Origin of the sequence: Arthrobacter sp. STN4 (assembly GCF_024539665.1) — a bacterium.
Classification (GTDB): domain Bacteria; phylum Actinomycetota; class Actinomycetes; order Actinomycetales; family Micrococcaceae; genus Specibacter.
The window spans coordinates 21752-42841 of record NZ_JAKZGX010000002.1; the positions used below are offsets into that span (position 1 = coordinate 21752).

Sequence of the window (21090 nt, forward strand, 5' to 3'; positions counted from 1 at the left end):
ATCGGCCCGACGGGCCAGTTTCCCACAAGGATGTGTCCGAATGACGGCTCCCCCAGGCGTTTCGCCACAGCGTCCAGCAACAATCCACGACGTCGCAGCACTCTCGGGCGTTGCCGCGTCAACGGTCTCACGGGCCTTGTCCACGCCCGGCCGCGTCAACTTCCGCACCCGTGCCCGCATCGAGGCGGCCGCAGCGCAACTGAAATACATTCCCAATGCCCAGGCGAAGGCGCTCAGCTCGGGGCGCACCAAGGCCGTGGCCGTGCTCGTTGCGGACATCACCAACCCGTTTTACTTTGACATCATCCGCGGCACGCAGCTTCAGTTGAAGGCGGCCGGATACACCCAGCTGCTGGTGGACACCGAGGAATCCGACGAAGTCGAGGTCAACACGGTGGAGCAGTTGCGCCAGACGGCCGACGGCGTCATCCTGACCGCGTCCCGCCTCAGCGACGCCGCCCTTGCCGCCGTGGCGGCGAAGATGCCCGTGGTCACCATCAACCGCGACATTGACGGCGTGCCGTCCGTCCTGCTGGACACCCCGACGGCCACCAACCAGGCCCTTGACCACCTCATCTCCCTGGGCCACTCCCACGTTGCCTACCTGGGGGGTCCGGAGACGTCGAGTTCAAACACGCGCCGTTGGGCTGCGCTGTCCGAGGCCGCGAAGGAACGCGGCGTGAAGGTGGTGCGGCTTGGCCCGTTTGCCCCGCGCACCCACTCCGGTGCCGCGGCCGCCGATGCGCTGGTCCATTCCGGCGCCACGGCCGGAATCGCGTTCAACGACTTGGTGGCGATCGGCATGTTGCAGCGTCTCCGGGAGCGCGGGGTCCGGGTGCCCGAGGACGTCAGCATCGTCGGCTGCGACGACATTTTTGGGGCCGACTTCTGCAGCCCCCCGCTGACCACGGTGACGGCGCCGGTGGAACAGGCAGGCCGGGTGGCCGTTGCCATGCTCCTGGGCAAGCTCGATGCCGCCCAGGGAAACCTCCCGCGCACCCAGACCATCCTCCCCACCTACCTGACCATCCGCGGTTCCACCGGGCCGGCCCCCGCGGCCCGGTAGCCGGCCAGGAACCGCCCGCCGGCCCTGCGGCTACCAGCTGTGCGCCAGCGGGCGCCCTTCCTCGTAGCCGGCGGCGGACTGCACGCCCACCACGGTGCGTTCCCGGAACTCGGCCAGGGAGGCTGCGCCGGCGTAGGTGAACGAGCTGCGCAGGCCGGCCGTGATCATGTCCAGCAGGTCCTCCACGCCCGGCCGGGCCGGGTCCAGGTACATCTTGGAGGTGGAAATGCCCTCCTCAAACAGGCCCTTGCGGGCACGCTCAAAGGCGAGGTCGCCGGAGGTGCGGTTTTGCACGGCACGCGCCGAGGCCATGCCAAAGCTTTCCTTGTAGCGGCGCCCGCCCGCGTCCACCTGCAGGTCCCCCGGGCTCTCGTAGGTGCCGGCGAACCAGGAGCCGATCATGACCTGGCTCGCACCGGCGGCCAGTGCCAGGGCAACGTCGCGCGGGTACCGCACCCCGCCGTCGGCCCAGACGTGGGCACCCACGGCCGCGGCCGCCGTCGCGCATTCCAGCACGGCGGAGAACTGCGGGCGCCCCACGGCGGTCATCATGCGGGTGGTGCACATGGCTCCCGGGCCCACACCCACCTTGAGGATGTCGGCGCCGGCCTCCACCAGGTCGCGGACGCCGTCGGCGCTCACCACGTTGCCGGCCGCCACGGGCACGGAGGGGGAAAGTGCACGGACGGCCCGCAGCGCCTCGAGCATCTTGTTCTGGTGGCCGTGGGCGGTGTCCACCACCAGGGCGTCCACCCCGTAGTCCAGCAGCGCCTGCGCCTTGCCCGCCACATCGCCGTTGATGCCCACGGCCACCCCGACGCGCAGGCGGCCCGAGGTGTCGACGGCAGGCCGGTAGATGGTGGAGCGCAGGGCGCCGGTGCGGGTCAGGGCACCCACCACGACGCCGGACCTCAGCACGGGGGCAAAGTCCGTCCCGGCCGCATCGAGGACGGCGAAGGCCTCGCGCAGCGCCGCCACCGTGGCCTCGCGGGCGTCGGCGGCGGACAGTGTGCCATCGTCGGCCCGGGCGCGGATGTCGTCAAAGGGCTCCGCGTCAAGGGTGAGGACGTTGCTGCGCATCACCGAGGCCAGCGAGGCAAAGCGGTCCACGCCCTCGCAGTCCGAGCCGCGCACCACACCGGCAAAGCGGCCGTCGGCCACCACCACCACGGCATTGTGGGCCCGTTTGGGCAGCAGGTGCACGGCGTCCACCACAATGTCCGCCGGCCCCATGATGAGCGGGGTCTCAAACAGCGTGTCGCGCATCTTGACCCACCCGGTGACGGCGCCCAGGACCTCCAGGGGAACATCCTGGGGCAGGATGGCCAGGCCGCCGCGCCGGGCCACGGTTTCCGCCATGCGCTTGCCGGAGACGGCAGTCATGTTGGAAACCACCAGCGGGATGGTGGTCCCCGTGCCGTCACCGCTGGAGAGGTCCACATCCAACCGGGAGGTGACGGTGGAGTGCGAAGGAACCAGGAAAACGTCGGAATAAGTCAGGTCGGTGGTGGGCTGGGTGAGAAAACGCACGGGCACTCCCAATATGAAGGAAACTGTCGGGCAGAACGGCTGTCCGGGTCTAGGTTCGGGCCGCCACGGAGCAGTCTAGCCAGCCAAACGATGCGCCCGCGCCATAAACGTTCCCAAAATCACATCCCGGACCGGGCGCGCCGCCGCACAGATTGGCCTGCATGCAGATTTGATCACTAGACTTACAGGCGGCAAGGTTTTGAAGAAACCCATCCATCGATCAAATAGGTCTTGCGGTCCGTGCACCGTTCGCACCCGTCCAGGCGGGTGGAAACGCACCGTGCGGCCTATGCACAGCGGGCAATCAAACTCATGGAAGAGGCGTATTACACGTGCCAGAGCAATCCATCCACCGTCTACCCGAGGAATTTGGCGGAAACGAGTGGCTCGTCGATGAACTCTACGAGCGGTACCAGGCCGACAAGAACTCAGTGGACACAAAGTGGTGGCCGCTCTTCAAGTCGTTCGACGCCGAAGAATCCGCCGCCACCAACGGACGCCACACAGCCCCCAACGCCAGCCCGGTAACGGCGCAGATCCCCGTGGTTCCGGTCCCCGCCGCTCGCCCGGCGGCACCCGCCGCAGCCGCCCCGGCCGCACCTGCGCCGGCCCCCAGCGCAGCCCCCGCCCCCAGCGCAGCGGCCCCGGCTGCAGCCGCCCCTGCCGCGGCACCCGCCAAGGCACCTGCCGCCCCGCCGCGCCCGCCGGCCCCCGCCAAGGACGCCGCCCGCACCGGCACCACGCCCATCCCGGCGCAGCTGCCCAAGACCGCCAAGGACACCTCGATCCCCGACGAGGCCGTGAACACGATCCTGCGCGGACCGGCCAAGGCCATCGCCACGAACATGATCACCAGCCTCGAGGTGCCCACCGCCACCAGCGTGCGCGCCATCCCGGCCAAGCTGCTCATTGACAACCGAGTGGTCATCAACTCCAACCTTGCCCGCGCCCGCGGCGGCAAGGTCTCCTTCACGCACCTGATTGGCTACGCCGTCATCCGTGCGCTGAGCCAGTTCCCTTCCATGAACGTCTACTACGACGTGGTGGACGGCAAGCCCGTTGCCGTCCAGCCCCCGCACGTGAACTTCGGCATCGCGATCGACATGCCCAAGCCGGACGGCAGCCGCCTGCTCATGGTGCCGAACATCAAGAAGGCCGAGACCCTCAGCTTTGCCGAGTTCTGGCACACCTACGAGGACCTGATCAAGCGTGCCCGCGCCGGCAAGCTCACCGCCGACGACCACGCCGGCACCACCGTCTCCCTGACCAACCCCGGCGGCATCGGCACCGTGCACTCCGTGCCCCGCCTGTCCAAGGGCCAGGCGGCCATCATCGGCGTCGGCGCGCTGGACTACCCGGCCGAGTTCCAGGGCGCCAGCGCCAAGATCATCGCCAAGAACGCCGTGTCCAAGATCCTGACGCTGACCTCCACCTATGACCACCGCGTCATCCAGGGTGCCGGGTCCGGGGAGTTCCTGAAGAAGGTCCACCAGCTGCTGCTCGGCGCCGAGAACTTCTATGACGACATCTTCGAAGACCTGCGCATCCCCTACGAGCCCATCCGCTGGAGCCTGGACCTCCAGGTGGACCCGGCCGATGAGATCAACAAGGTCGCCCGGATCCAGCAGCTGATCCACTCCTACCGTGTGCGCGGCCACCTCATGGCCGACACCGACCCGCTGGAATTCCGCCAGCGCAAGCACCCCGACCTGGACGTGCTCACCTACGGCCTGACCCTGTGGGACCTGGACCGCGAGTGGCCCACCGGCGGCTTCGGCGGCAAGCCCAAGCTGCTGCTGCGTGACATCCTCGGCGTACTGCGTGACGCCTACTGCCGCACCACCGGCATCGAATACATGCACATCCAGGAACCCGAGCAGCGCAAGTGGTTCCAGGACGAGCTGGAGCACCCCTATTCCAAGCCGAGCCGGGAAGAGCAGATCCGCATCGTCTCCAAGCTGAACTCTGCCGAGGCGTTTGAGACGTTCCTGCAGACCAAGTTCGTTGGCCAGAAGCGCTTCTCCCTGGAAGGCGGCGAGTCCCTGATCCCGCTGCTGGACTCCATCATCTCCGACGCCGCCGACGACGGCCTGGACGAAGTGGCCATCGGCATGGCCCACCGCGGCCGCCTGAACGTGCTGACCAACATCGCCGGCAAGACCTACGCCCAGGTGTTCCGTGAGTTCGAGGGCACGCTGGATTCCCGCAGCGTGCAGGGCTCCGGCGACGTGAAGTACCACCTCGGCACCGAGGGCACCTTCACCTCCGACGCCGGCAACGAGACGAAGGTCTACCTGGCCGCCAACCCCTCGCACCTGGAAGCCGTCGACGCCGTGCTTGAGGGAATTGTCCGGGCCAAGCAGGACCGCCTCGACCAGGGCGAGAACTTCCCCGTGCTGCCCATCATGGTCCACGGCGACGCCGCCTTTGCCGGCCAGGGCGTGGTGGCGGAAACGCTGAACCTGTCCCAGCTGCGTGGCTACCGCACCGGCGGCACCATCCACGTGGTGGTCAACAACCAGGTCGGCTTCACGACGGCGCCGTCCTCCTCGCGCTCTTCGGTGTACTCCACCGACGTGGCCAAGATGATCCAGGCACCGGTCTTCCATGTCAACGGCGACGACCCCGAAGCCGTGGTGCGTGTGGCCCAGCTGGCCTACCAGTTCCAGCAGCGCTTCCGCAAGGACGTAGTCATCGACATGGTCTGCTACCGCCGCCGCGGGCACAACGAGGGCGACGACCCCTCGATGACCCAGCCGCTGATGTACAACCTGATCGAGGCCAAGCGTTCCGTGCGCCGCCTGTACACCGAGGCCCTGATCGGCCGCGGGGACATCACCGAGGATGAGGCCTCGCAGCTGCTGCGCGACTACCAGGAACGCCTGGAGCGCGTCTTCGCCGAGACCCACGCGGCCCAGACCTCGCCCATCCCGATCATCACCAAGGACACGCACGCCGTCTCCGACCTGGAACGCCCCATGGCGCAGCAGGCCGATTCCGGCGTCAACGACCCCAAGAACACGGCCATCACCGCGGACACGCTGGCACGCATCGGCGCCATCCACACCGCGGTCCCGGAAGGCTTTACGGTCCACCAGAAGCTGAAGTCCCTGCTGGAAAAGCGCGAGGCCATGTCCCGCAACGGCGGCATCGACTGGGGCTTTGGCGAACTCGCCGCGTTTGGTTCGCTCCTGCTGGAAGGCGTCCCGATCCGCATGGCCGGACAGGACTCGCGCCGCGGCACGTTCGTCCAGCGCCACGCCGTGTTCCACGACCGTGCCACGGGCAAGGTCTGGACCCCCATCGCGGGCCTCAGCGAGGACCAGGCCAAGCTGTGGATCTATGATTCCCTGCTGAGCGAATACGCGGCCATGGGATTTGAGTACGGCTACTCGGTGGAACGCCCGGACGCGCTGGTCATCTGGGAAGCCCAATTTGGTGACTTCGCCAACGGCGCCCAGACAGTCATGGATGAGTTCATCTCCTCCGCCGAGCAGAAGTGGGGCCAGCGTTCCTCGCTGGTGCTGATGCTGCCGCACGGCTACGAGGGCCAGGGCCCGGACCATTCCTCGGCCCGGATCGAACGCTACCTGCAGATGTGCGCGGAACAGAACATGGTGGTGGCCAACCCGACCACGCCGGCGTCGCACTTCCACCTGCTGCGCCGCCAGGCATACAGTCGCCCACGCAAGCCACTGATCATCTTCACGCCCAAGCAGCTGCTGCGCCTGAAGGCCGCCGCGTCCGCCGTGGAGGACTTCACCACGGGCGGCTTCCGCCCGGTCATCGGTGAGCATGCCGCCCAGGACGCCAACGCCGTCGACCGCGTGCTGCTGGTCTCCGGCCGGCTGTACTACGACCTCCTCGCCGCCCGCGACAAGGCCGGGGACTCCAGGACCGCCATCGTGCGCGTCGAGCAGCTGTACCCGCTGCCTGAGGCGGAAATCAAGGCGGAACTGGCCAAGTACCCGAACGCGGAAGTCATCTGGGCGCAGGACGAGCCGGCCAACCAGGGTCCGTGGCCGTTCATGGCCCTGAACCTGGCACCGGTGCTGGAGAAGCGGCTGGGCCGGGTGTCGCGCCCCGCCTCCGCGGCAACGTCCACCGGTTCGGCGAAGATCCACGCCGTGGAGCAGACACTGCTCGTCAAGCAAGCCTTCGAACGCAACTAAGGCGCCTTGGATGCCCGGCCTGCCCAACAGGCCGGGCATCCTTCATTTGATGTGAGAAACGAAAGGGGCACCGTGGACAAGCGGGAGCTGCGAATTGTGGCCATCGGGGACGAACTGGTGGCGGGGGTCGGTGATCCCCGCGCGCTGGGCTGGCTGGGCCGCGTACTGGCCAGGACCCCCCAGGAGAACGTCTCGGTGGCGCCGTTTGTGCTCGCCACGCCCCACGAGGGCACCGAGGCACTGGCGGGGCGGTGGCTGCAGGAGGCGGGCCGGCGCTTTGACGACTTCCACGAAAACCGGCTGGTGGTGGGCCTGTCCGGACGGGACATCGAGTTTGGCCTGACCACGGCGCGCAGCCGGCTCAACCTGGCCAACATCCTCGACGGCGCCACCCAGCTGAACATTCCGGTGTTCGTGGTGGGCCCTCCGCCGTCGCTGGACCCGGCCCTGAACCGCAAGCTGGCGGAACTGAACACTGCCTTCGCCGACGTCACCACGCGCCGCAAGCACCACTACGTTGACACGTTCTCGCCGCTGCAAAACCATGAGCAGTGGCGCAACGACGTCGCGGCGAATGCCGGCTCCCCGGGCCAGGCCGGCTACGGGCTGATGGCCTGGCTGGTGCTGCACCGCGGCTGGTACCAGTGGCTGGACCTTCCCGAGGCTGCCTGACCCCGGGCCGGCGGCCGTGCTGCCGCCGCTTCCGCCACGGGCGGCGGCCTGCCCGCCGCCCGGTTAGGTTCGCAAGTGCCGTTTATGGGAGACTAGAGGGCAGATCTTATTCGGATCTTTGTGAAAGATTGGAGGCAGCTATGTCAAAGCGTTCACGCAAGCGTCGGGACCGCAAGAATGGCGGCGCAAACCACGGTAAGCGCCCCAACACCTGAGTCTTGACCGACCCACGCACGGACCCGTCCCACCTCCATGGTGGGGCGGGTCCTTGCGTTGTGGCGCCGGTCCCTGCAGCCACGGACATTAAGCACGGAAAGAGTTGTGTTTATTGATATGCTGGAGGCGCTCCCCGCACCGGACCGTTGTGACAAGAAAAGTCGTGACAAGAAAGCCGTTCCATGCCCGCCGTCGTTTTACTCACCATGCTTCCCTTCACCTGGTTTGGCATGGTGGCCGCCATTTCCTTCCTGGAGACCCCGTTGAAGTTCCGGGCCCCCGGCATGACCCACGCCCTGGGAGTAGGGATCGGCCGGCTGGTCTTCAAGGCCCTGAACTCGATTGAGGCGGTGCTCGCGCTGGCGGTCCTGGCCGCATGGCTGCTGTCCCCCGCCACGGTCACCCCGGCGGCGGGCGTGCTGCTCGTGGTCGCCATGGCCGCCCTGGCCCTGCAGCTGCTGGTCCTGCGCCCCGCCATGGCCAAGCGCACCGCGGCCCTGTCCCGCACGGCCCTCACGCACGACGGCGGCACGGCCGTCAAGGCGAAGGTCGGTACGTCCACGCACATCGCCTACATCAGCTCGGAGGCGGTCAAGGTGCTGGCCCTGCCGGTTGCCGGCATCCTCATCGTCCTCGGCGTGGCAGGGTAGGCACCGGTGGACACCCCGCGACCCGTGCGCCGGCACGCGAACTCCGGCAGGACGGCGTCGAACCTGGATGCCTACACGCCCATGGCCCCCGGCAACGGGGAGCTGGCGGACATTGCGGGCCGGGAGGACATCCTGCACCTGGTCCGCACCTTTTACACCCGGGCCTTTGCGGACCGGCTGATCGGGCCGATCTTCACCGAGGTGGTGCACATGGACCTGGCACGGCACATGCCCATCATGGCTGACTTCTGGCAGACCGTGTTGTTCAAGGCCGGCCTCTACAGCCGCAACGCCCTGGCGATCCACTTTGACATCCATGCCAAGGCACCCCTCGGGCTGGAGCACTTCAACCGGTGGCTGCAGCTGTGGACCAACACGGTGGACGAGCTGTTCGCCGGAGAGAAGGCGGAGATGGCCAAGGTGCAGGCGCACCTGATTGCCGGTTCGCTGCACCGGCGCGTGACGGGCCGCCCGGCCAGCCAATACAGCACCATTTCGATGCGTCCGCCGGAATCCGGCACCGCAGCGGGGCGGGGCTAGACTTCGGCGGGACTGAACTTCGCCGGGACTAGACCCCGGCGGGACGGCCTTCATGCAGGCGGGCCAGGATCGCGCTTTTAAGCGTCTCGGGGGCGGCTTCCTTGCAGGAGCGCTTCACCACCGAGCGGATCACGCACTCAAGGTCGTACTCATGGGCGCAGTCGGTGCACCCGTCCAGGTGGGCCTTGATCTCCACGAGGTCCTCGCGGGACAGCGCGCCGTCGAGGTACTCGTAAATACGGGCAATCCGTTTGTCGTCGCAGTCACCCAGGCTCTGGCAATCGCCCATGGTCAGTTCTCCGTTTCCTTAAGTTCATTCCCGGCTTCCTTGAGGTAGCCGCGGTCCACTGCATAGTCCGAGAGCATGTCCCGGAGCAGCTTTCTCCCCCGGTGCAGCCGTGACATCACGGTGCCGATGGGGGTGTTCATGATTTCTGATATTTCCTTGTACGCAAAGCCTTCAACGTCGGCGAAGTACACCGCCAGCCGGAACTCCTCCGGAATGGCCTGCAACGCGCTCTTCACATCCGAGTCCGGCAGGTGGTCCAGCGCGTCGGCCTCGGCCGAGCGCAGACCGCGGGAAGTGTGCGATTCCGCCCGGGCCAGCTGCCAATCCTCAATCACATCCGCATTGGACTGCAGGGGTTCGCGCTGGCGCTTGCGGTACAGGTTGATGTAGGTGTTCGTCAGGATCCGGTACAGCCACGCCTTCAGGTTGGTGCCGGGCTTGTACTGGTGGAACGCCGAAAACGCCTTGGTGTACGCCTCCTGGACCAGGTCCTCGGCATCGCTGGGATTGCGTGCCATGCGCATGGCCGCCGAGTACAGCTGGTCCACGTATTGCATGGCGTCCCGCTCAAACCGGGCACGGCGTGCCTCGACACTTTCCGTGGCGACGTCAACCGTGGCGACGTCGGTGTTTTCCACCGCCGCCTTGCGCTCCGCCGTCACAGCGGTGGAGGGCCGTGCAGCGGTGTCATGGGCTTGCTCAGGCTCGGAAATGTTCATCACAGACGAGTCTACTGTCAGTGCCTGCATTGCCGCCTTTCCGAGGGTGTGCCAGTCCGTTCCATACCAATGCAAACCCGGCCCCGCCGCGGTATATTCCGCAATGCTGCGCCAAAGTGCGAGACTTGTTGAAAGCAGGAACACCCCCGTCCGCGGCCTGCGCTGCGGGAAGGGACGTTTACGGCACAAAATCAGGAGGCCTCCTTGACCATCGTTCGCGCACTCGCCCGCCCCATGCTCGCCTCGTCCTTCATCCTTTCCGGCCTGGACAGCCTGCGGAATGTGGACCGGACCACCCGGCAGTTGGACCCCGTCCTTGACCGCGTCTCGGCGGCACTGCCCTTTGACGCCAGCGAAAAGACGCTGGCACGCGCCATCGCCGGGGCCCAGGTGGGTGCCGGCGTCCTGCTGGCCACCGGCAAGTTCGCCCGCCCGGCCGCGCTGCTGCTGACCGCCACCGCTGCCGTCACCACCTTTGTCGAGTACCGCAGCTCCGCCACGGACACCAAGGAGGCCAAGGCCCACCGCCGCAGCCAGCTGGCCAGGAACATCGGCCTCCTCGGAGGGGCCCTCCTGGCCAGCGTTGACACGGCCGGCCGCCCCGGCCTGGCCTGGCGGGCCGGGAAACTGATCGAATCCGGCAGGAAGGGCACCAACCGGCGCATCAAGGCCGCCGACAGGAACGCCCGGGCCCTCGCCCACGACGTGACGGGACAATAAGCACCGATGACCGCCGCCTCCTGGCCCGCACCGTTTGCCGCAACACCCCTTGACGCCACCGTCACCATCCCCGCCTCCAAGTCGCTGACCAACCGGTATCTGGTCCTGGCCGCCCTGGCCGCGGGCCCCTCCCGGCTCCGGGCGCCGCTGCAGTCCCGCGACTCCGACCTCATGGTCGGTGCGCTGCGCGCCCTGGGCTCCGGCATCGAGGAGGTGCCCGGCACAGGGTCCGTGCCGGACCTGGCGGTCACCCCGATCCCCGCCGGACACGCCGTCCACACCGCCGTTGATTGCGGCCTGGCCGGCACCGTCATGCGTTTTGTGCCGCCGATCGCCGCGCTCCTGCGGGGTGCCGTGGCGTTCGACGGCGACCCCGCCGCCCGCGTGCGGCCAATGGCGCCGGTCCTGGCAGCCCTCCGGGGCCTCGGCGTCCGCGTCGAGGGCGGCACGGACGGCTTCATGCCGTTCACGGTCCACGGCACCGGCACCGTGGCCGGCGGACACGTGGCCATCGACGCCGGCGGCTCCTCGCAGTTCATCTCGGCACTCCTGCTGGCCGCCGCCCGCTTCGAGGGCGGACTGCACCTGGAACACACCGGCACGTCGGTGCCCAGCATCGACCACATTTCGATGACGGTCAAGGTCCTGCGCTCCCTGGGCGTCAGGGTGGACGATTCCACCCCCAACCACTGGATCGTGGAACCCGGACCCATCGCCGCGTTTGACGTGCAGCTGGAACAGGACCTCTCCAACGCCGGGCCGTTCCTGGCGGCAGCCCTGGCCACCCGCGGCACGGTGCGCATCCCCCACTGGCCGGCGGACACCACCCAGGTGGGTGACAAGTGGCGGACCATCCTCCCGCAACTGGGCGCCACCGTCACGCTGGAGGACGGCGTGCTCACCGTGACCGGCGGGCCGCAGATCCTTGGTGCCGAGCTTTCCGACACCAGCGAGCTGGCACCGTCGGTGGCCGCCCTGTGCGCACTGGCGTCCACGCCGTCGCGCCTGCGCGGGATCGCCCACCTGCGCGGCCACGAGACCGACCGGCTCGCCGCCCTGGTGGCCGAGATCAACGCCCTCGGCGGGGACGCCGTCGAAACGGAGGACGGGCTCATCATCAACCCGGCCCCGCTGCACGGCGGGCTGTTCCACAGTTACGAGGACCACCGCATGGCCACTGCCGGCGCCATCATCGGGCTGGCCGTGCCCGGCGTCGAGGTTGAAAACATCGCCACCACGGCCAAGACCATGCCAGACTTCCCGCACATGTGGGCGGACATGCTTGCCCAGACGGCCGCGGTGGGGACTGCCGGGCGTGGCTAGGGACTACAGCAACTGGGACGAATCCGATGTGCGCGTCCGCGCCAACAAAAAGGGCAGCCGGCCGCGCACCAAGGACCGGCCCGCCCACGAGGACGCCGTGATCGGGCGCATCACCACCGTGGACCGCGGCCGGTACACGGCCATCGTGGACGAGGACACGCCGGCCGAACGGGTGGTCATTGCCGCACGCGCCCGCGAGCTGCGCCGCTCCCCCGTGGTGGCCGGGGACTTTGTGGCGCTGGTGGGCGACACCACGGGCACGCCGGACACCCTGGCCCGCCTGGTGCGCGTGGAGAAACGCCGCACCCTGTTGCGCCGCAGCGCGGACGACACCGACCCCGTGGAGCGCGTGGTGGTGGCCAACGCCGACCAGCTGGTCATCGTCGTGGCGGCGGCGAACCCGGAACCTCGCACTGGCTTCATCGACCGCGCCCTGGTGGCCGCCTACGACGCCGGCATTGCCCCCATCCTGCTGATCACCAAGGCGGACATCAAGGACCCGTCCGGGCTGCTCGCCAATTATGACAACCTGGACATGACGGTCATCATCAGCCGCACGGCCTCCGCCGGTGCGCCCGACGCCGCCTCCGCCATTGACGCCCGCAGCGACGACGGCGACTCCGCCCTCCTGGCGGGGGGTGCCGTCGAACAACTGCGCGGGCACCTGGACGGCAGGGTCAGCGTGCTGGTGGGCCACTCCGGCGTCGGCAAATCCACCATGGTCAACGCCCTGACCGGTTCGCAACGGGCCACGGGGGGCGTCAACGCGGTCACGGGGCGCGGCCGGCACACTTCTTCCTCCGCCCTGGCGCTGCGGCTGCAGGACGGCGAGGCCGGCTCGTGGATCATCGACACCCCCGGCATCCGCTCCTTCGGGCTGGCCCACGTGGACGCGGACCGGATCCTGCATGCCTTCCCGGACCTGGAGCCCGGCACCGACGACTGCGAACGCGGCTGCAAGCACGACGACGCCGCCGTCAACTGCGGGCTGGACGCCTGGGTGGCCGGCGGCCATGCCGGGGATGCGGGCCCGGCCCGGCTCGCGTCCCTCCGCCGCCTGCTGGGCACCAGCACCCGCACCGAGGGCCGCGCCGAGGCCAAGGAGCTTGGCACCCTGGCGTAGCGCACATGCGGGTGGAGGGCGTCATCCCGCACTTTGGCCCCATCTACCGATAGCGTGTTGCCTATGACTGTCCAACCCCAGACGTACAATGACGACCTCCGCCTGGCCCACGTCCTGGCTGACACCGTCGACTCCCTGACGATGTCACGCTTCAAGGCCCTTGACCTGAAGATTGAAACCAAGCCGGACCTGACCCCGGTCACGGACGCGGACAAGGCGGCCGAGGAATCCATCCGCAGCCAGCTGTCCCGGGTGCGCCCGCGCGATGCCGTGCTGGGCGAGGAGTTTGGCAGCAGCGGCCACGGCTCGCGCCGGTGGATCATCGACCCGATCGACGGGACCAAGAACTTTGTGCGCGGCGTGCCGGTCTGGGCCACGCTGATTGCGCTGGTGGACGAGGGCCGGCCCGTGGTGGGCGTGGTCAGCGCCCCCGCCCTGGGCAAGCGCTGGTGGGCGGCCGAGGGCACGGGCGCGTATACGGGCAAGTCGCTCGCGTCCGCCACGCGCATCCGCGTCTCCAACGTCTCCGAGCTGGCCGACGCGTCCCTGTCCTACTCCTCGCTGACCGGCTGGGCGGCCCGCGGCAACCGGGAGGAGTTCCTGGGCCTGACCGACGACGTCTGGCGAACCCGGGCCTACGGCGATTTCTGGTCCTACTGCCTCGTCGCGGAAGGGTCCGTGGACATTGCCTGCGAGCCCGAACTGAACCTGTACGACATGGCCGCCCTGGTGCCCATCGTGACCGAAGCCGGCGGCCGCTTCACCTCCCTGGACGGAGTGGACGGCCCCTTCGGTGGCAACGCCCTGGCCACCAACTCCATCCTGCACACCGAGGTGCTGCGCCGGTTAAACCCCGGCTGGGACGACCTCCTCTCCTAAGCGGCCCGGCACCCGCGCAGGTTGTTGCACAGCGGCCGGTCGCGGGCCCGGCCCGAACCGGTGGTGCAGCAAATGCGGGTTGGAACCCAGGCGCCAAACCGGTGGTGCAGCAAATGCGGGTTGCAGCCGGGCTTGCCCGCATGTGCTGCACCGCCGAATGCCCCGACGGGGCACAAGTCGCCCCATCTGCACCGCCGAATTCCATGGCTGGGAAAATGAGGGCTGGAACCCGCCGGCCCGAACCGGTGGTGCAGCAAATGCGGGTTGCAGCCCCGCCCCAACGAGCCGCAGCAATGTGTCGTAACAAATGCGCACGCTGCCGCGGCTGGGCTAGCCTTTTGGGCATAGGTCACGAGTGCCAGCGCTAAACCCCGGTTTGCTGGCCGGCAACCCTCCTTTCGCGGCGGGGTGCCCCGGGTGACGACCTGGCCAGGCCGGAACGGTCTTGGCAAGCGCGGACATTTTTTCGTTCCCGGCGGCTTCGCCGCGACGGAATGGTCCCTTCCTTTTGGGAGCCCCCATGAGTTCTGCAACCCTTGAAACAGCCCGCCTTTCCGACGCACCCCTGCTGCCCGTGGCGGGCCGCGACCTGGCAGCGCCGTTGATCCACGGCGGCACCGCCAGGTATGCCAACCTGGACTACGCGGCGTCGGCGCCGGCCGTGGACGAGGTGGCCGCGCACCTGGCCGAGGTGCTGCCGTACTACGCCAGCGTGCACCGGGGCGCCGGCTTTGCCTCCCAGGTCAGCACCTCACTATACGAAAACGCCCGACGCACGGTGGCCGACTTCGTCGGTGCACGCCCCGGGGACACCGTCATTTTCACCCGCAACACGACCGATTCGCTGAACCTGCTCGCAGCTTGCGTGGAGTCGCTCCTGGCGGGGCAGGGGCGCACCGGGGGCCCTTCCAACGACCATGGCGAGGTGCTGTACCTGGACATCGAGCACCACGCCAACCTGCTGCCGTGGCAGGGGCTGCCGCACCGCTCCGTGGTGGCCGGACACACCCTCGAGTCCACCCTGGGCCGGGTCGCGACGCAGTTGCGTGCCGGCAACGTGGTGCTGCTGGCCGTCACGGGCGCCTCCAACGTCACCGGCGAGGTGCTGCCGATCGCCGAGCTCGCGGCCCTGGCCCACCGGCACGGTGCGCGGATCGTGGTCGATGCCGCCCAGCTGGCCCCGCACCGGCGCCTCGACCTGGCCCGCGACGGGATCGACTACGTGGCCTTTTCCGGCCACAAGCTCTATGCCCCGTTTGGTGCGGGCGTGCTGGTGGGCCGTCCCGACTGGCTCGACGCCGGCCGCCCGCACCTGGCCGGCGGCGGCGCCGTGAAGGACGTGCGGCTGGAGTCCGTGCTCTGGACCGACGGCCCGGCCCGCCACGAAGCCGGTTCGCCCAATGTGCTCGGCGCCGCCACGCTGGCGAAGGCCGCCGAGGTGCTGGCCGCCCTGGATGCCGAAACGTGGCACGCCCACGAGCAGGAACTGCGCTCGCACCTGGTGGCCGGGCTGGAGGCGCTCGACGGCGTCACCGTCCACCAACTGTTCGCCGACTCCGGCTCGTACCCCGGCAGCGGCACCATCGGCGTCGTCAACTTTTCCGTGGAGGGGTACGACGCCGGCCTGGCCGCGGCCTACCTGTCCGCCGAGCACGGCGTGGGCGTGCGGGACGGCAGGTTCTGCGCCCACCCCCTGCTGCGCCGGGTGGGCCTGGCCTCGGGCTCGCTGCGCGCCAGCTTCGGGGTGGGTTCCCGCCGCACCGACGCCGACCGGCTCATTGACGGCGTGGCCGCCCTGCTCCGCGACGGCCTGGGCTGGGACTACGTCGTGGACGCCGGACGCTGGGTGCCCGCCAACGACACCCGCAGCTTCCCCTCCTGGGCGCCCAACACGCCCGGCACGGCCGGTGCCGCCCCCTGCTCCACCCGCTGAGCCCGCCGTCGAACGCTTCCGCCGCGGTAGAGTGGAGCGGCGGAATCGGCACAAGCAAACAGGCGGAGGACAATGGCAGGCGCGGGCGGACCGGTTTTTGACGACGTGCGGCGGCTCGAGTTGGCCGGCGCCTTCCAGGAGGGCGGGGAGCACTATGACAAGGTGCGCCCGGGCTACCCCGGCGAGTCGCTGGCGTGGCTGGCCGCCGGCCTCGACGTCCGCGACGCCCTGGACGTAGGCGCGGGGACCGGCAAGTACACCCACCTGCTGGCCGCACGCGGCTGGCGGGTCAGCGCCGTCGACCCGTCCGGTGACATGCTCGTCCAGCTGCGCCGCAACCTGCCCGGCGTCGCGGTGCGGCAGGGCACGGCCGAGGACACCGGCCTGGGCGCGGCGTCCATCGACCTGGCGGTGGCCGCCCAGGCCTGGCACTGGTGCGATCCCCTGGCGGCGAGCACGGAAATGGCACGGGTCCTGCGCCCCGGCGGCGTCCTGGGACTGGTCTGGAACCAGCTGGACGTCAGCGTGCCCTGGGTGCACCGGCTGTCGCGGATCATGCATGCCGGCGACGTCCACAAGCCCGGTTTCCGTCCGCATGTCGGTCCCGAATTCCACGGCCTCAGCGTGCACGGGACCCGGTGGGAGCAGGCCGTCACCCCGGAAGAACTGCTGGAGCTGGCCAAGTCGCGCAGCTACTACCTCAAGGCTGACGCCGCCATCCGCGCCAAGGTGCTGGGCAACCTGCGCTGGTACCTGTTCGAGCACCTGGGCCACACCCCCGGCCAGGAGCTGGCGCTCCCGTACTTCTGCCAGACCTGGCGCGCCCACACCCAGCAGCGCCTGCGTGACGTCCCCTCGACACCCGGCCCCTGGCCGCGCTAGAATTTCGGCATACCTAAACTTGGGGTTTAGGGCTAGCGAAGGGGCGGAAATTGCTGGAGACCGGCACTGCCAGGAAGCGCCTGCCGCGGCGCGACCGCGGCAGGGGGCTTTTTCTTCTGGGCCCTGCCTTCGTGGCGGCAATCGCCTACGTGGACCCCGGGAATGTCGCCGCAAACCTGACCTCCGGCGCCCGCTACGGCTACCTGCTCGTGTGGGTGCTGGTAGCGGCCAACCTCATGGCCATGCTGGTGCAGTACCAGTCCGCCAAGCTTGGGGTGGTGACCGGCCGGTCGCTGCCGGAACTGCTCGGAAAGCGGTTCGGCACCGCCGGGCGCCGGCTGTACTGGGCACAGGCGGAACTGGTGGCCATGGCCACGGACCTGGCCGAGGTCGTGGGCGGCGCCATAGCCCTGAACCTGCTCTTCCACGTGCCGCTGCCCGTCGGCGGGGTGATCGTGGGCGTCGCCTCCATGGCGCTGCTGGCCGTGCAAAACCGCCATGGGCAGCGCCACTTTGAAACCATCATCATTTTCCTGCTGGTCGTCATCACCGTGGGGTTCCTGGCCGGGCTGGTGCTCAGCCCGCCGGATCCGGCCGGCGTCGTCTCCGGCCTGGTGCCACGGTTCGAGGGCAGCAACAGCCTCCTGCTGGCCGCCGGGATGCTCGGCGCCACCGTGATGCCCCACGCCATCTACCTGCACTCCCAGCTGGCCAAGGACCGGCACACCGGGGCCCGCCGCACGCCGGAGTCCCTGCGCCGCATTGTCCGGGCCACGCGCTGGGACGTGGTCTCAGCCCTGCTCCTGGCCGGGGCCGTCAACATCGGCATGCTGCTGCTCGCCGCGTCCACGCTGGGAGGGGTCCCCGGCACCGACACCATTGAGGGCGCCCATGCGGCCATTGCCGCCACCCTGGGCCCGGTGGTCGGCGTGGTGTTCGCCGTCGGGCTGCTGGCCTCCGGCCTGGCCTCCACCTCCGTGGGCGCGTACGCCGGCGCCGCCATCATGCACGGCCTGCTCCACGTCCACATCCCGCTCATGGCACGGCGCGTGGTCAGCCTGGTCCCGGCCATCGTCCTGCTGACCATCGGCACCGACCCCACGTGGGCGCTGATCGTCAGCCAGGTGGTGCTGAGCTTCGGCATCCCCTTTGCGCTGGTTCCGCTGCTGCGCCTGACCGCCAACAAGGCGCTGATGGGCGAACACCGGGACGGGCTGCCGCTGCGGATTGCCGCCCTGGCCAGTGCCGCGCTGATCGTTGCGCTGAACGCGGTCCTGCTGTGGCTGACCGCCACCGGGGTTGCGTAGCCGGTAGGCTGGTGCACGTGAAAGCCACCCCCACCTCCTCCAGCATTGAGGACTACGTCAAGGTCATTTACTCTTTCACGGAGTGGCAGGACAAGCCCATCACGTCCACCCAGCTGGCCGTGCGGCTGGGCGTGGCCAACTCCTCCGTCTCGGAGATGGTCCGCAAGCTCAAGGACCAGGACCTGGTGGAGCACGAACCCTACAGCCCCATCCGCCTCACCGAATCCGGCCTGGCCCTGGCACTGTCCATGGTCCGCCGCCACCGGCTGCTGGAGACGTACCTGGTCCGCGAACTCGGCTACACCTGGGACGAGGTCCATGAGGAGGCCGAACGGCTCGAACACGCCGTCTCGGAAACGTTCATCGGGCGCATGTCCGCGAAACTGGGCAACCCCACGCGCGACCCCCACGGCGATCCCATCCCGGATGCCGGCGGCCACATCACCATGCCGCCCTCGCACCGTCTCGACGAGCTTGACGCCGGCCACCACGGCCGCGTCAGCCGCATCAGCGACCACGACCCCGAACTGCTGCGCTATCTTGAACAGCACGGCATCGGCGTGGACACCGAGCTGGAAGTCGTGGGCAGGCGCCCCTTTGGCGGCACCCTGGAGGTGGCCCGGCTCCCCTCCCCCAATGCCCCTGCAGGCACGGACGACGCCGGCCGCCTCGACCTGGGCGACGAGGCGGCGGTTTCGCTGTGGCTGGTCACCGTCGGCACCCACCCGGGCTGCACCGTCCAGGAACCCGCCGGAGGATCCCTCATGGGCCCCCACACGGCCGATGGTTGAGCCGGTCCGACCCACCCGGCCGCCGCGACCACGTCACGCCCGCGGAGCCGGCATTTTTTGTAGTCCGGCGTCAGGGAGGCCCGGACGATGGGGCAGGGCGCTCCGACCAGCGGCAGGTCCGGTGTTTCCGTAGCCCGCGTAAAGGAGACGCCAAAGGCCGCTTGCGGCCGTGGTGTCGGATGGCCGCCGGAAAAATGCCGGACCGCCGGCATCGGAATTAGGCCGGCTGCACCACACGGGACGCGGCGAACCAGGCGGCGGCGACCACCATCAGGGCAATGCCCGGGGCTGTGGCCCCGGCGGCCAGCAGGGCGCCGCCTGCGAGCAGGAACAGCGCCAAGGACGCCAGCGACACCACGTTCAACGGCAGCCGTCGGGCACTTTTCGGGGCCAGGAAGATGCCCCACAGGACCACCACCGCGGCCGGAATGCCAAGGCCGAGAATGAAGTTCCAGGGGCCGGCCTGGCGGAACCCCCAGTAGACGAAGGACGCCAGCATGGCCACCTCCAGGGCAAAGCCGACGGCCGGAAGGACCATGCCTTCCGTGGCGGCCTGGAGGCCGGCAAGCCGGCTGGCCGTGTTTTTGGCGGTGCGACGTCCCATGGTTCCTTGTCCGTTCAGTCGCCCGGTGCCGCGGCAGCCAGGTCGCGGCGCAGCACGAAGCGCTGCACCTTCCCGCTGGGCGTCTTGGGCAGTTCAGCCATGAAATGCACGCGCCGCGGGTATGCGTGCGCGGCAAACTTCTCCTTCACCAGCTGCTGCAGCTCGGCGGCCAGCGCCGGCGTCCCGTCATGGCCGGCGTTGAGGACCACACAGGCCTCGAGCACCTCGCCGCGCAGGCTGTCCGGCACGCCCACCACGGCGGATTCGGCCACGGCGGGGTGGGCGGCCAGGACGGATTCGACGTCGAACGGGCCGATGCGGTAGCCGGCCATGATGATGACGTCGTCGTCGCGGGAGGTGAAGTAAAGGTTCCCGTCGGCGTCGCGGCGGCCGGCGTCGCCGGTCAGGTACCACGCGCCGTCGGCCGTGAATCGTTCCGCAGTTTTCTCCGGGGCACCCGCATAGCCGGTGAACCAGAAGAAGGGGCTGCCCGCGACATTGACGGCCACGCGCCCGGATTCGCCGTCGGCGGCCCGGGTGTCGGCGGCATCGGCCAGCACGTCCACGCTCCAGCCCGGCAGCGCGGCCCCCATGGAGCCGGGCTGCAGCGGCCGGCGCAGCCCGTCGTGCCACGCGTTGCCGGCCACCATGCCAAGCTCCGTCTGGCCGTACTGGTCGCGCACCTCCTGGCCGAAGGCGCCGCGACCCCATTCAACGACGTCGGGCGTGAGCGGTTCGCCGGCACTGGAGGCCCGGCGCAGGGCGTGGTGCCGGCCGGCGGCGGAGCCGGCGCGCAAGGCACGGTACACGGTGGGGGCGGCGGCAAAATTGGAGACCTGGAACTTGTCCATGACGGCCCAGGAAAGTTCGGGGCTGAAGCCGGCGGAGAGCAGCAGCGTGCGGGTGCCGGTGGCCAGGGGCGCCATCAGGGCAAAGTAGAGCCCGTAGGCCCAGCCGGGATCGGCCATGTTCCAGAAAACATCGTCGGGGCGCACATCCAGCCCGAACTCCTGGTAGCCCACAAAGGAGGCCACGGCACCCAGGGTGACGGGCACGCCCTTGGGGCTGCCGGTCGTCCCCGAGGTGAACAACTGCACCAGGGTGCCGTTGCCGCCCACGGCGACCGGTCCGGCGTCGTCCGCCAACAGATCGGCAAAGGCGCCGGTGCCGGCCGTCATTTCGGAAAATGCCACGTCGTAGCCGAAGGCCTCGCCGCGGGCCACGACCACCAGGGGCGAGGCGTCGTTGGGCACCCCGCCCGGCGGGACCAGCTTGCGGCGCTGGTCGGCGTCGCAGATGACCAGCTTCGCGCCGGTGGCCTGAAGGCGGAAGGCGATGGCGTCGTGGGCGAAGGCCGTGAACAGGGGCACGTCGACGGCCCCGAGCCGCCACAGGCCCAGCAGCGCCACCACCAGCTCGGCGGACTTGCCCATCAGGGTGGCCACGTGATCTCCGCGGCGCACCCCCATGGAGCCCAGGGCGGCGGCGAACCGCGTGGACTGCTCGCGCAGTTCGCCGTACGTCACGTCCTTAAAGCCCAAATCGGACCCCACCACGGTGAATGCGGTGCGGTCCGCCGGATGCCTGTCGCAGAACAGCTCCGCGGCATTGGCCCCGGGCACGGCAAAGGCATCCAGGAGCTCCTGGACCCTTTCCCGTGCCGTGAATGTCATT

The 21090-nt window shown here is 69.2% G+C and carries 19 protein-coding genes and 1 riboswitch; of the genes, 14 read left to right on the forward strand and 5 right to left on the reverse strand.

Features of this window, described 5'->3' with window-relative positions; all coding sequences use genetic code 11:
- Nucleotides 1–40: 40 nt before the first annotated feature.
- The gene (locus MMF96_RS02275) at nucleotides 41–1066 is read left to right on the forward strand and encodes a LacI family DNA-binding transcriptional regulator (protein ID WP_176615394.1); all 1026 of its coding nucleotides are present in this window, start codon (nucleotides 41–43) and stop codon (nucleotides 1064–1066) included.
- A gap of 30 nt (nucleotides 1067–1096) precedes the next feature.
- Here the strand turns inward: MMF96_RS02275 and MMF96_RS02280 are convergent, their stop codons facing one another.
- Nucleotides 1097–2596, reverse strand: coding sequence for a GuaB1 family IMP dehydrogenase-related protein (locus tag MMF96_RS02280; RefSeq protein ID WP_176615395.1), 1500 nt, complete (start codon nucleotides 2594–2596; stop codon nucleotides 1097–1099).
- Nucleotides 2597–2928: 332 nt separating this feature from the next.
- Between MMF96_RS02280 and MMF96_RS02285 the strand changes: the two genes are divergently transcribed.
- From MMF96_RS02285 to MMF96_RS02300, 5 genes are all read left to right on the forward strand, one after another.
- Nucleotides 2929–6768, forward strand: a complete 3840-nt coding sequence (locus MMF96_RS02285; protein ID WP_176615396.1) for a multifunctional oxoglutarate decarboxylase/oxoglutarate dehydrogenase thiamine pyrophosphate-binding subunit/dihydrolipoyllysine-residue succinyltransferase subunit — start codon at nucleotides 2929–2931, stop codon at nucleotides 6766–6768.
- Between the two features lie 72 nt (nucleotides 6769–6840).
- Entirely contained in the window at nucleotides 6841–7440 is a 600-nt protein-coding gene (locus MMF96_RS02290) for a GDSL-type esterase/lipase family protein (RefSeq protein ID WP_176615397.1), read from the forward strand.
- A 140-nt stretch (nucleotides 7441–7580) separates the two neighbouring features.
- A complete protein-coding gene (locus MMF96_RS19835; protein WP_371130803.1) occupies nucleotides 7581–7655 on the forward strand; it encodes a 50S ribosomal protein bL37 in 75 nt (24 codons plus the stop codon).
- A 183-nt stretch (nucleotides 7656–7838) separates the two neighbouring features.
- Nucleotides 7839–8306 carry a hypothetical protein gene (locus MMF96_RS02295; protein WP_176615398.1) on the forward strand — a complete coding sequence of 156 codons (468 nt, stop codon included), beginning with the start codon at nucleotides 7839–7841 and terminating at the stop codon, nucleotides 8304–8306.
- A 6-nt stretch (nucleotides 8307–8312) separates the two neighbouring features.
- Nucleotides 8313–8846 carry a group III truncated hemoglobin gene (locus MMF96_RS02300; protein ID WP_256882413.1) on the forward strand — a complete coding sequence of 178 codons (534 nt, stop codon included), beginning with the start codon at nucleotides 8313–8315 and terminating at the stop codon, nucleotides 8844–8846.
- A 28-nt stretch (nucleotides 8847–8874) separates the two neighbouring features.
- Here MMF96_RS02300 and rsrA read toward each other — a convergent pair whose 3' ends face one another.
- Nucleotides 8875–9135, reverse strand: a complete 261-nt coding sequence (rsrA, locus tag MMF96_RS02305) for a mycothiol system anti-sigma-R factor (protein WP_176615399.1) — start codon at nucleotides 9133–9135, stop codon at nucleotides 8875–8877.
- A gap of 2 nt (nucleotides 9136–9137) precedes the next feature.
- A complete protein-coding gene (locus MMF96_RS02310) occupies nucleotides 9138–9884 on the reverse strand; it encodes a sigma-70 family RNA polymerase sigma factor (RefSeq protein WP_256127674.1) in 747 nt (248 codons plus the stop codon).
- Between the two features lie 174 nt (nucleotides 9885–10058).
- Here MMF96_RS02310 and MMF96_RS02315 point away from each other — a divergent pair, with 174 nt between their 5' ends.
- From MMF96_RS02315 to MMF96_RS02350, 8 genes are all read left to right on the forward strand, one after another.
- Nucleotides 10059–10574 (forward strand): DoxX family protein, encoded by a 516-nt coding sequence (locus tag MMF96_RS02315; RefSeq protein ID WP_176615400.1) that lies wholly within the window; start codon nucleotides 10059–10061, stop codon nucleotides 10572–10574.
- 6 nt (nucleotides 10575–10580) lie between these two features.
- Nucleotides 10581–11897, forward strand: coding sequence for a 3-phosphoshikimate 1-carboxyvinyltransferase (gene aroA / locus MMF96_RS02320; RefSeq protein WP_256882414.1), 1317 nt, complete (start codon nucleotides 10581–10583; stop codon nucleotides 11895–11897).
- On the forward strand, nucleotides 11890–13020 hold the full coding sequence (locus tag MMF96_RS02325) for a ribosome small subunit-dependent GTPase A (RefSeq protein WP_176615402.1): 1131 nt from the start codon (nucleotides 11890–11892) through the stop codon (nucleotides 13018–13020). Before aroA ends, MMF96_RS02325 begins: the two co-directional genes overlap by 8 nt.
- A 63-nt stretch (nucleotides 13021–13083) precedes the next feature.
- The gene (gene hisN / locus MMF96_RS02330) at nucleotides 13084–13899 is read left to right on the forward strand and encodes a histidinol-phosphatase (RefSeq protein WP_176615403.1); all 816 of its coding nucleotides are present in this window, start codon (nucleotides 13084–13086) and stop codon (nucleotides 13897–13899) included.
- A gap of 347 nt (nucleotides 13900–14246) precedes the next feature.
- A riboswitch (SAM riboswitch) is annotated at nucleotides 14247–14360 on the forward strand.
- Between the two features lie 59 nt (nucleotides 14361–14419).
- Nucleotides 14420–15832 (forward strand): aminotransferase class V-fold PLP-dependent enzyme, encoded by a 1413-nt coding sequence (locus MMF96_RS02335; RefSeq protein ID WP_256882415.1) that lies wholly within the window; start codon nucleotides 14420–14422, stop codon nucleotides 15830–15832.
- A 72-nt stretch (nucleotides 15833–15904) separates the two neighbouring features.
- Nucleotides 15905–16714, forward strand: a complete 810-nt coding sequence (locus tag MMF96_RS02340) for a class I SAM-dependent methyltransferase (protein ID WP_256882416.1) — start codon at nucleotides 15905–15907, stop codon at nucleotides 16712–16714.
- A gap of 50 nt (nucleotides 16715–16764) precedes the next feature.
- The gene (locus MMF96_RS02345; protein ID WP_375141393.1) at nucleotides 16765–18021 is read left to right on the forward strand and encodes an Nramp family divalent metal transporter; all 1257 of its coding nucleotides are present in this window, start codon (nucleotides 16765–16767) and stop codon (nucleotides 18019–18021) included.
- A gap of 17 nt (nucleotides 18022–18038) precedes the next feature.
- Nucleotides 18039–18812 carry a metal-dependent transcriptional regulator gene (locus MMF96_RS02350; protein WP_176615406.1) on the forward strand — a complete coding sequence of 258 codons (774 nt, stop codon included), beginning with the start codon at nucleotides 18039–18041 and terminating at the stop codon, nucleotides 18810–18812.
- Between the two features lie 217 nt (nucleotides 18813–19029).
- Here MMF96_RS02350 and MMF96_RS02355 read toward each other — a convergent pair whose 3' ends face one another.
- Entirely contained in the window at nucleotides 19030–19416 is a 387-nt protein-coding gene (locus MMF96_RS02355) for a YrdB family protein (protein WP_256882417.1), read from the reverse strand.
- A gap of 14 nt (nucleotides 19417–19430) precedes the next feature.
- Entirely contained in the window at nucleotides 19431–21089 is a 1659-nt protein-coding gene (locus MMF96_RS02360) for an AMP-binding protein (protein ID WP_256882418.1), read from the reverse strand.
- Between the last annotated feature and the right edge of the window lies 1 nt (nucleotide 21090).

What these genes read in the sequence shown, in the direction of transcription:
- MMF96_RS02275 (WP_176615394.1), top strand. Translation starts at nt 41, where the DNA reads ATGACGGCTCCCCCAGGCGTTTCGCCACAGCGTCCAGCAACAATCCAC.
- MMF96_RS02295 (WP_176615398.1), top strand. Translation starts at nt 7,839, where the DNA reads ATGCCCGCCGTCGTTTTACTCACCATGCTTCCCTTCACCTGGTTTGGC.
- rsrA (WP_176615399.1), bottom strand. Translation starts at nt 9,135, where the DNA reads ATGGGCGATTGCCAGAGCCTGGGTGACTGCGACGACAAACGGATTGCC.
- MMF96_RS02310 (WP_256127674.1), bottom strand. Translation starts at nt 9,884, where the DNA reads ATGCAGGCACTGACAGTAGACTCGTCTGTGATGAACATTTCCGAGCCT.
- aroA (WP_256882414.1), top strand. Translation starts at nt 10,581, where the DNA reads ATGACCGCCGCCTCCTGGCCCGCACCGTTTGCCGCAACACCCCTTGAC.
- hisN (WP_176615403.1), top strand. Translation starts at nt 13,084, where the DNA reads ATGACTGTCCAACCCCAGACGTACAATGACGACCTCCGCCTGGCCCAC.
- MMF96_RS02335 (WP_256882415.1), top strand. Translation starts at nt 14,420, where the DNA reads ATGAGTTCTGCAACCCTTGAAACAGCCCGCCTTTCCGACGCACCCCTG.
- MMF96_RS02340 (WP_256882416.1), top strand. Translation starts at nt 15,905, where the DNA reads ATGGCAGGCGCGGGCGGACCGGTTTTTGACGACGTGCGGCGGCTCGAG.
- MMF96_RS02355 (WP_256882417.1), bottom strand. Translation starts at nt 19,416, where the DNA reads ATGGGACGTCGCACCGCCAAAAACACGGCCAGCCGGCTTGCCGGCCTC.
- MMF96_RS02360 (WP_256882418.1), bottom strand. Translation starts at nt 21,089, where the DNA reads ATGACATTCACGGCACGGGAAAGGGTCCAGGAGCTCCTGGATGCCTTT.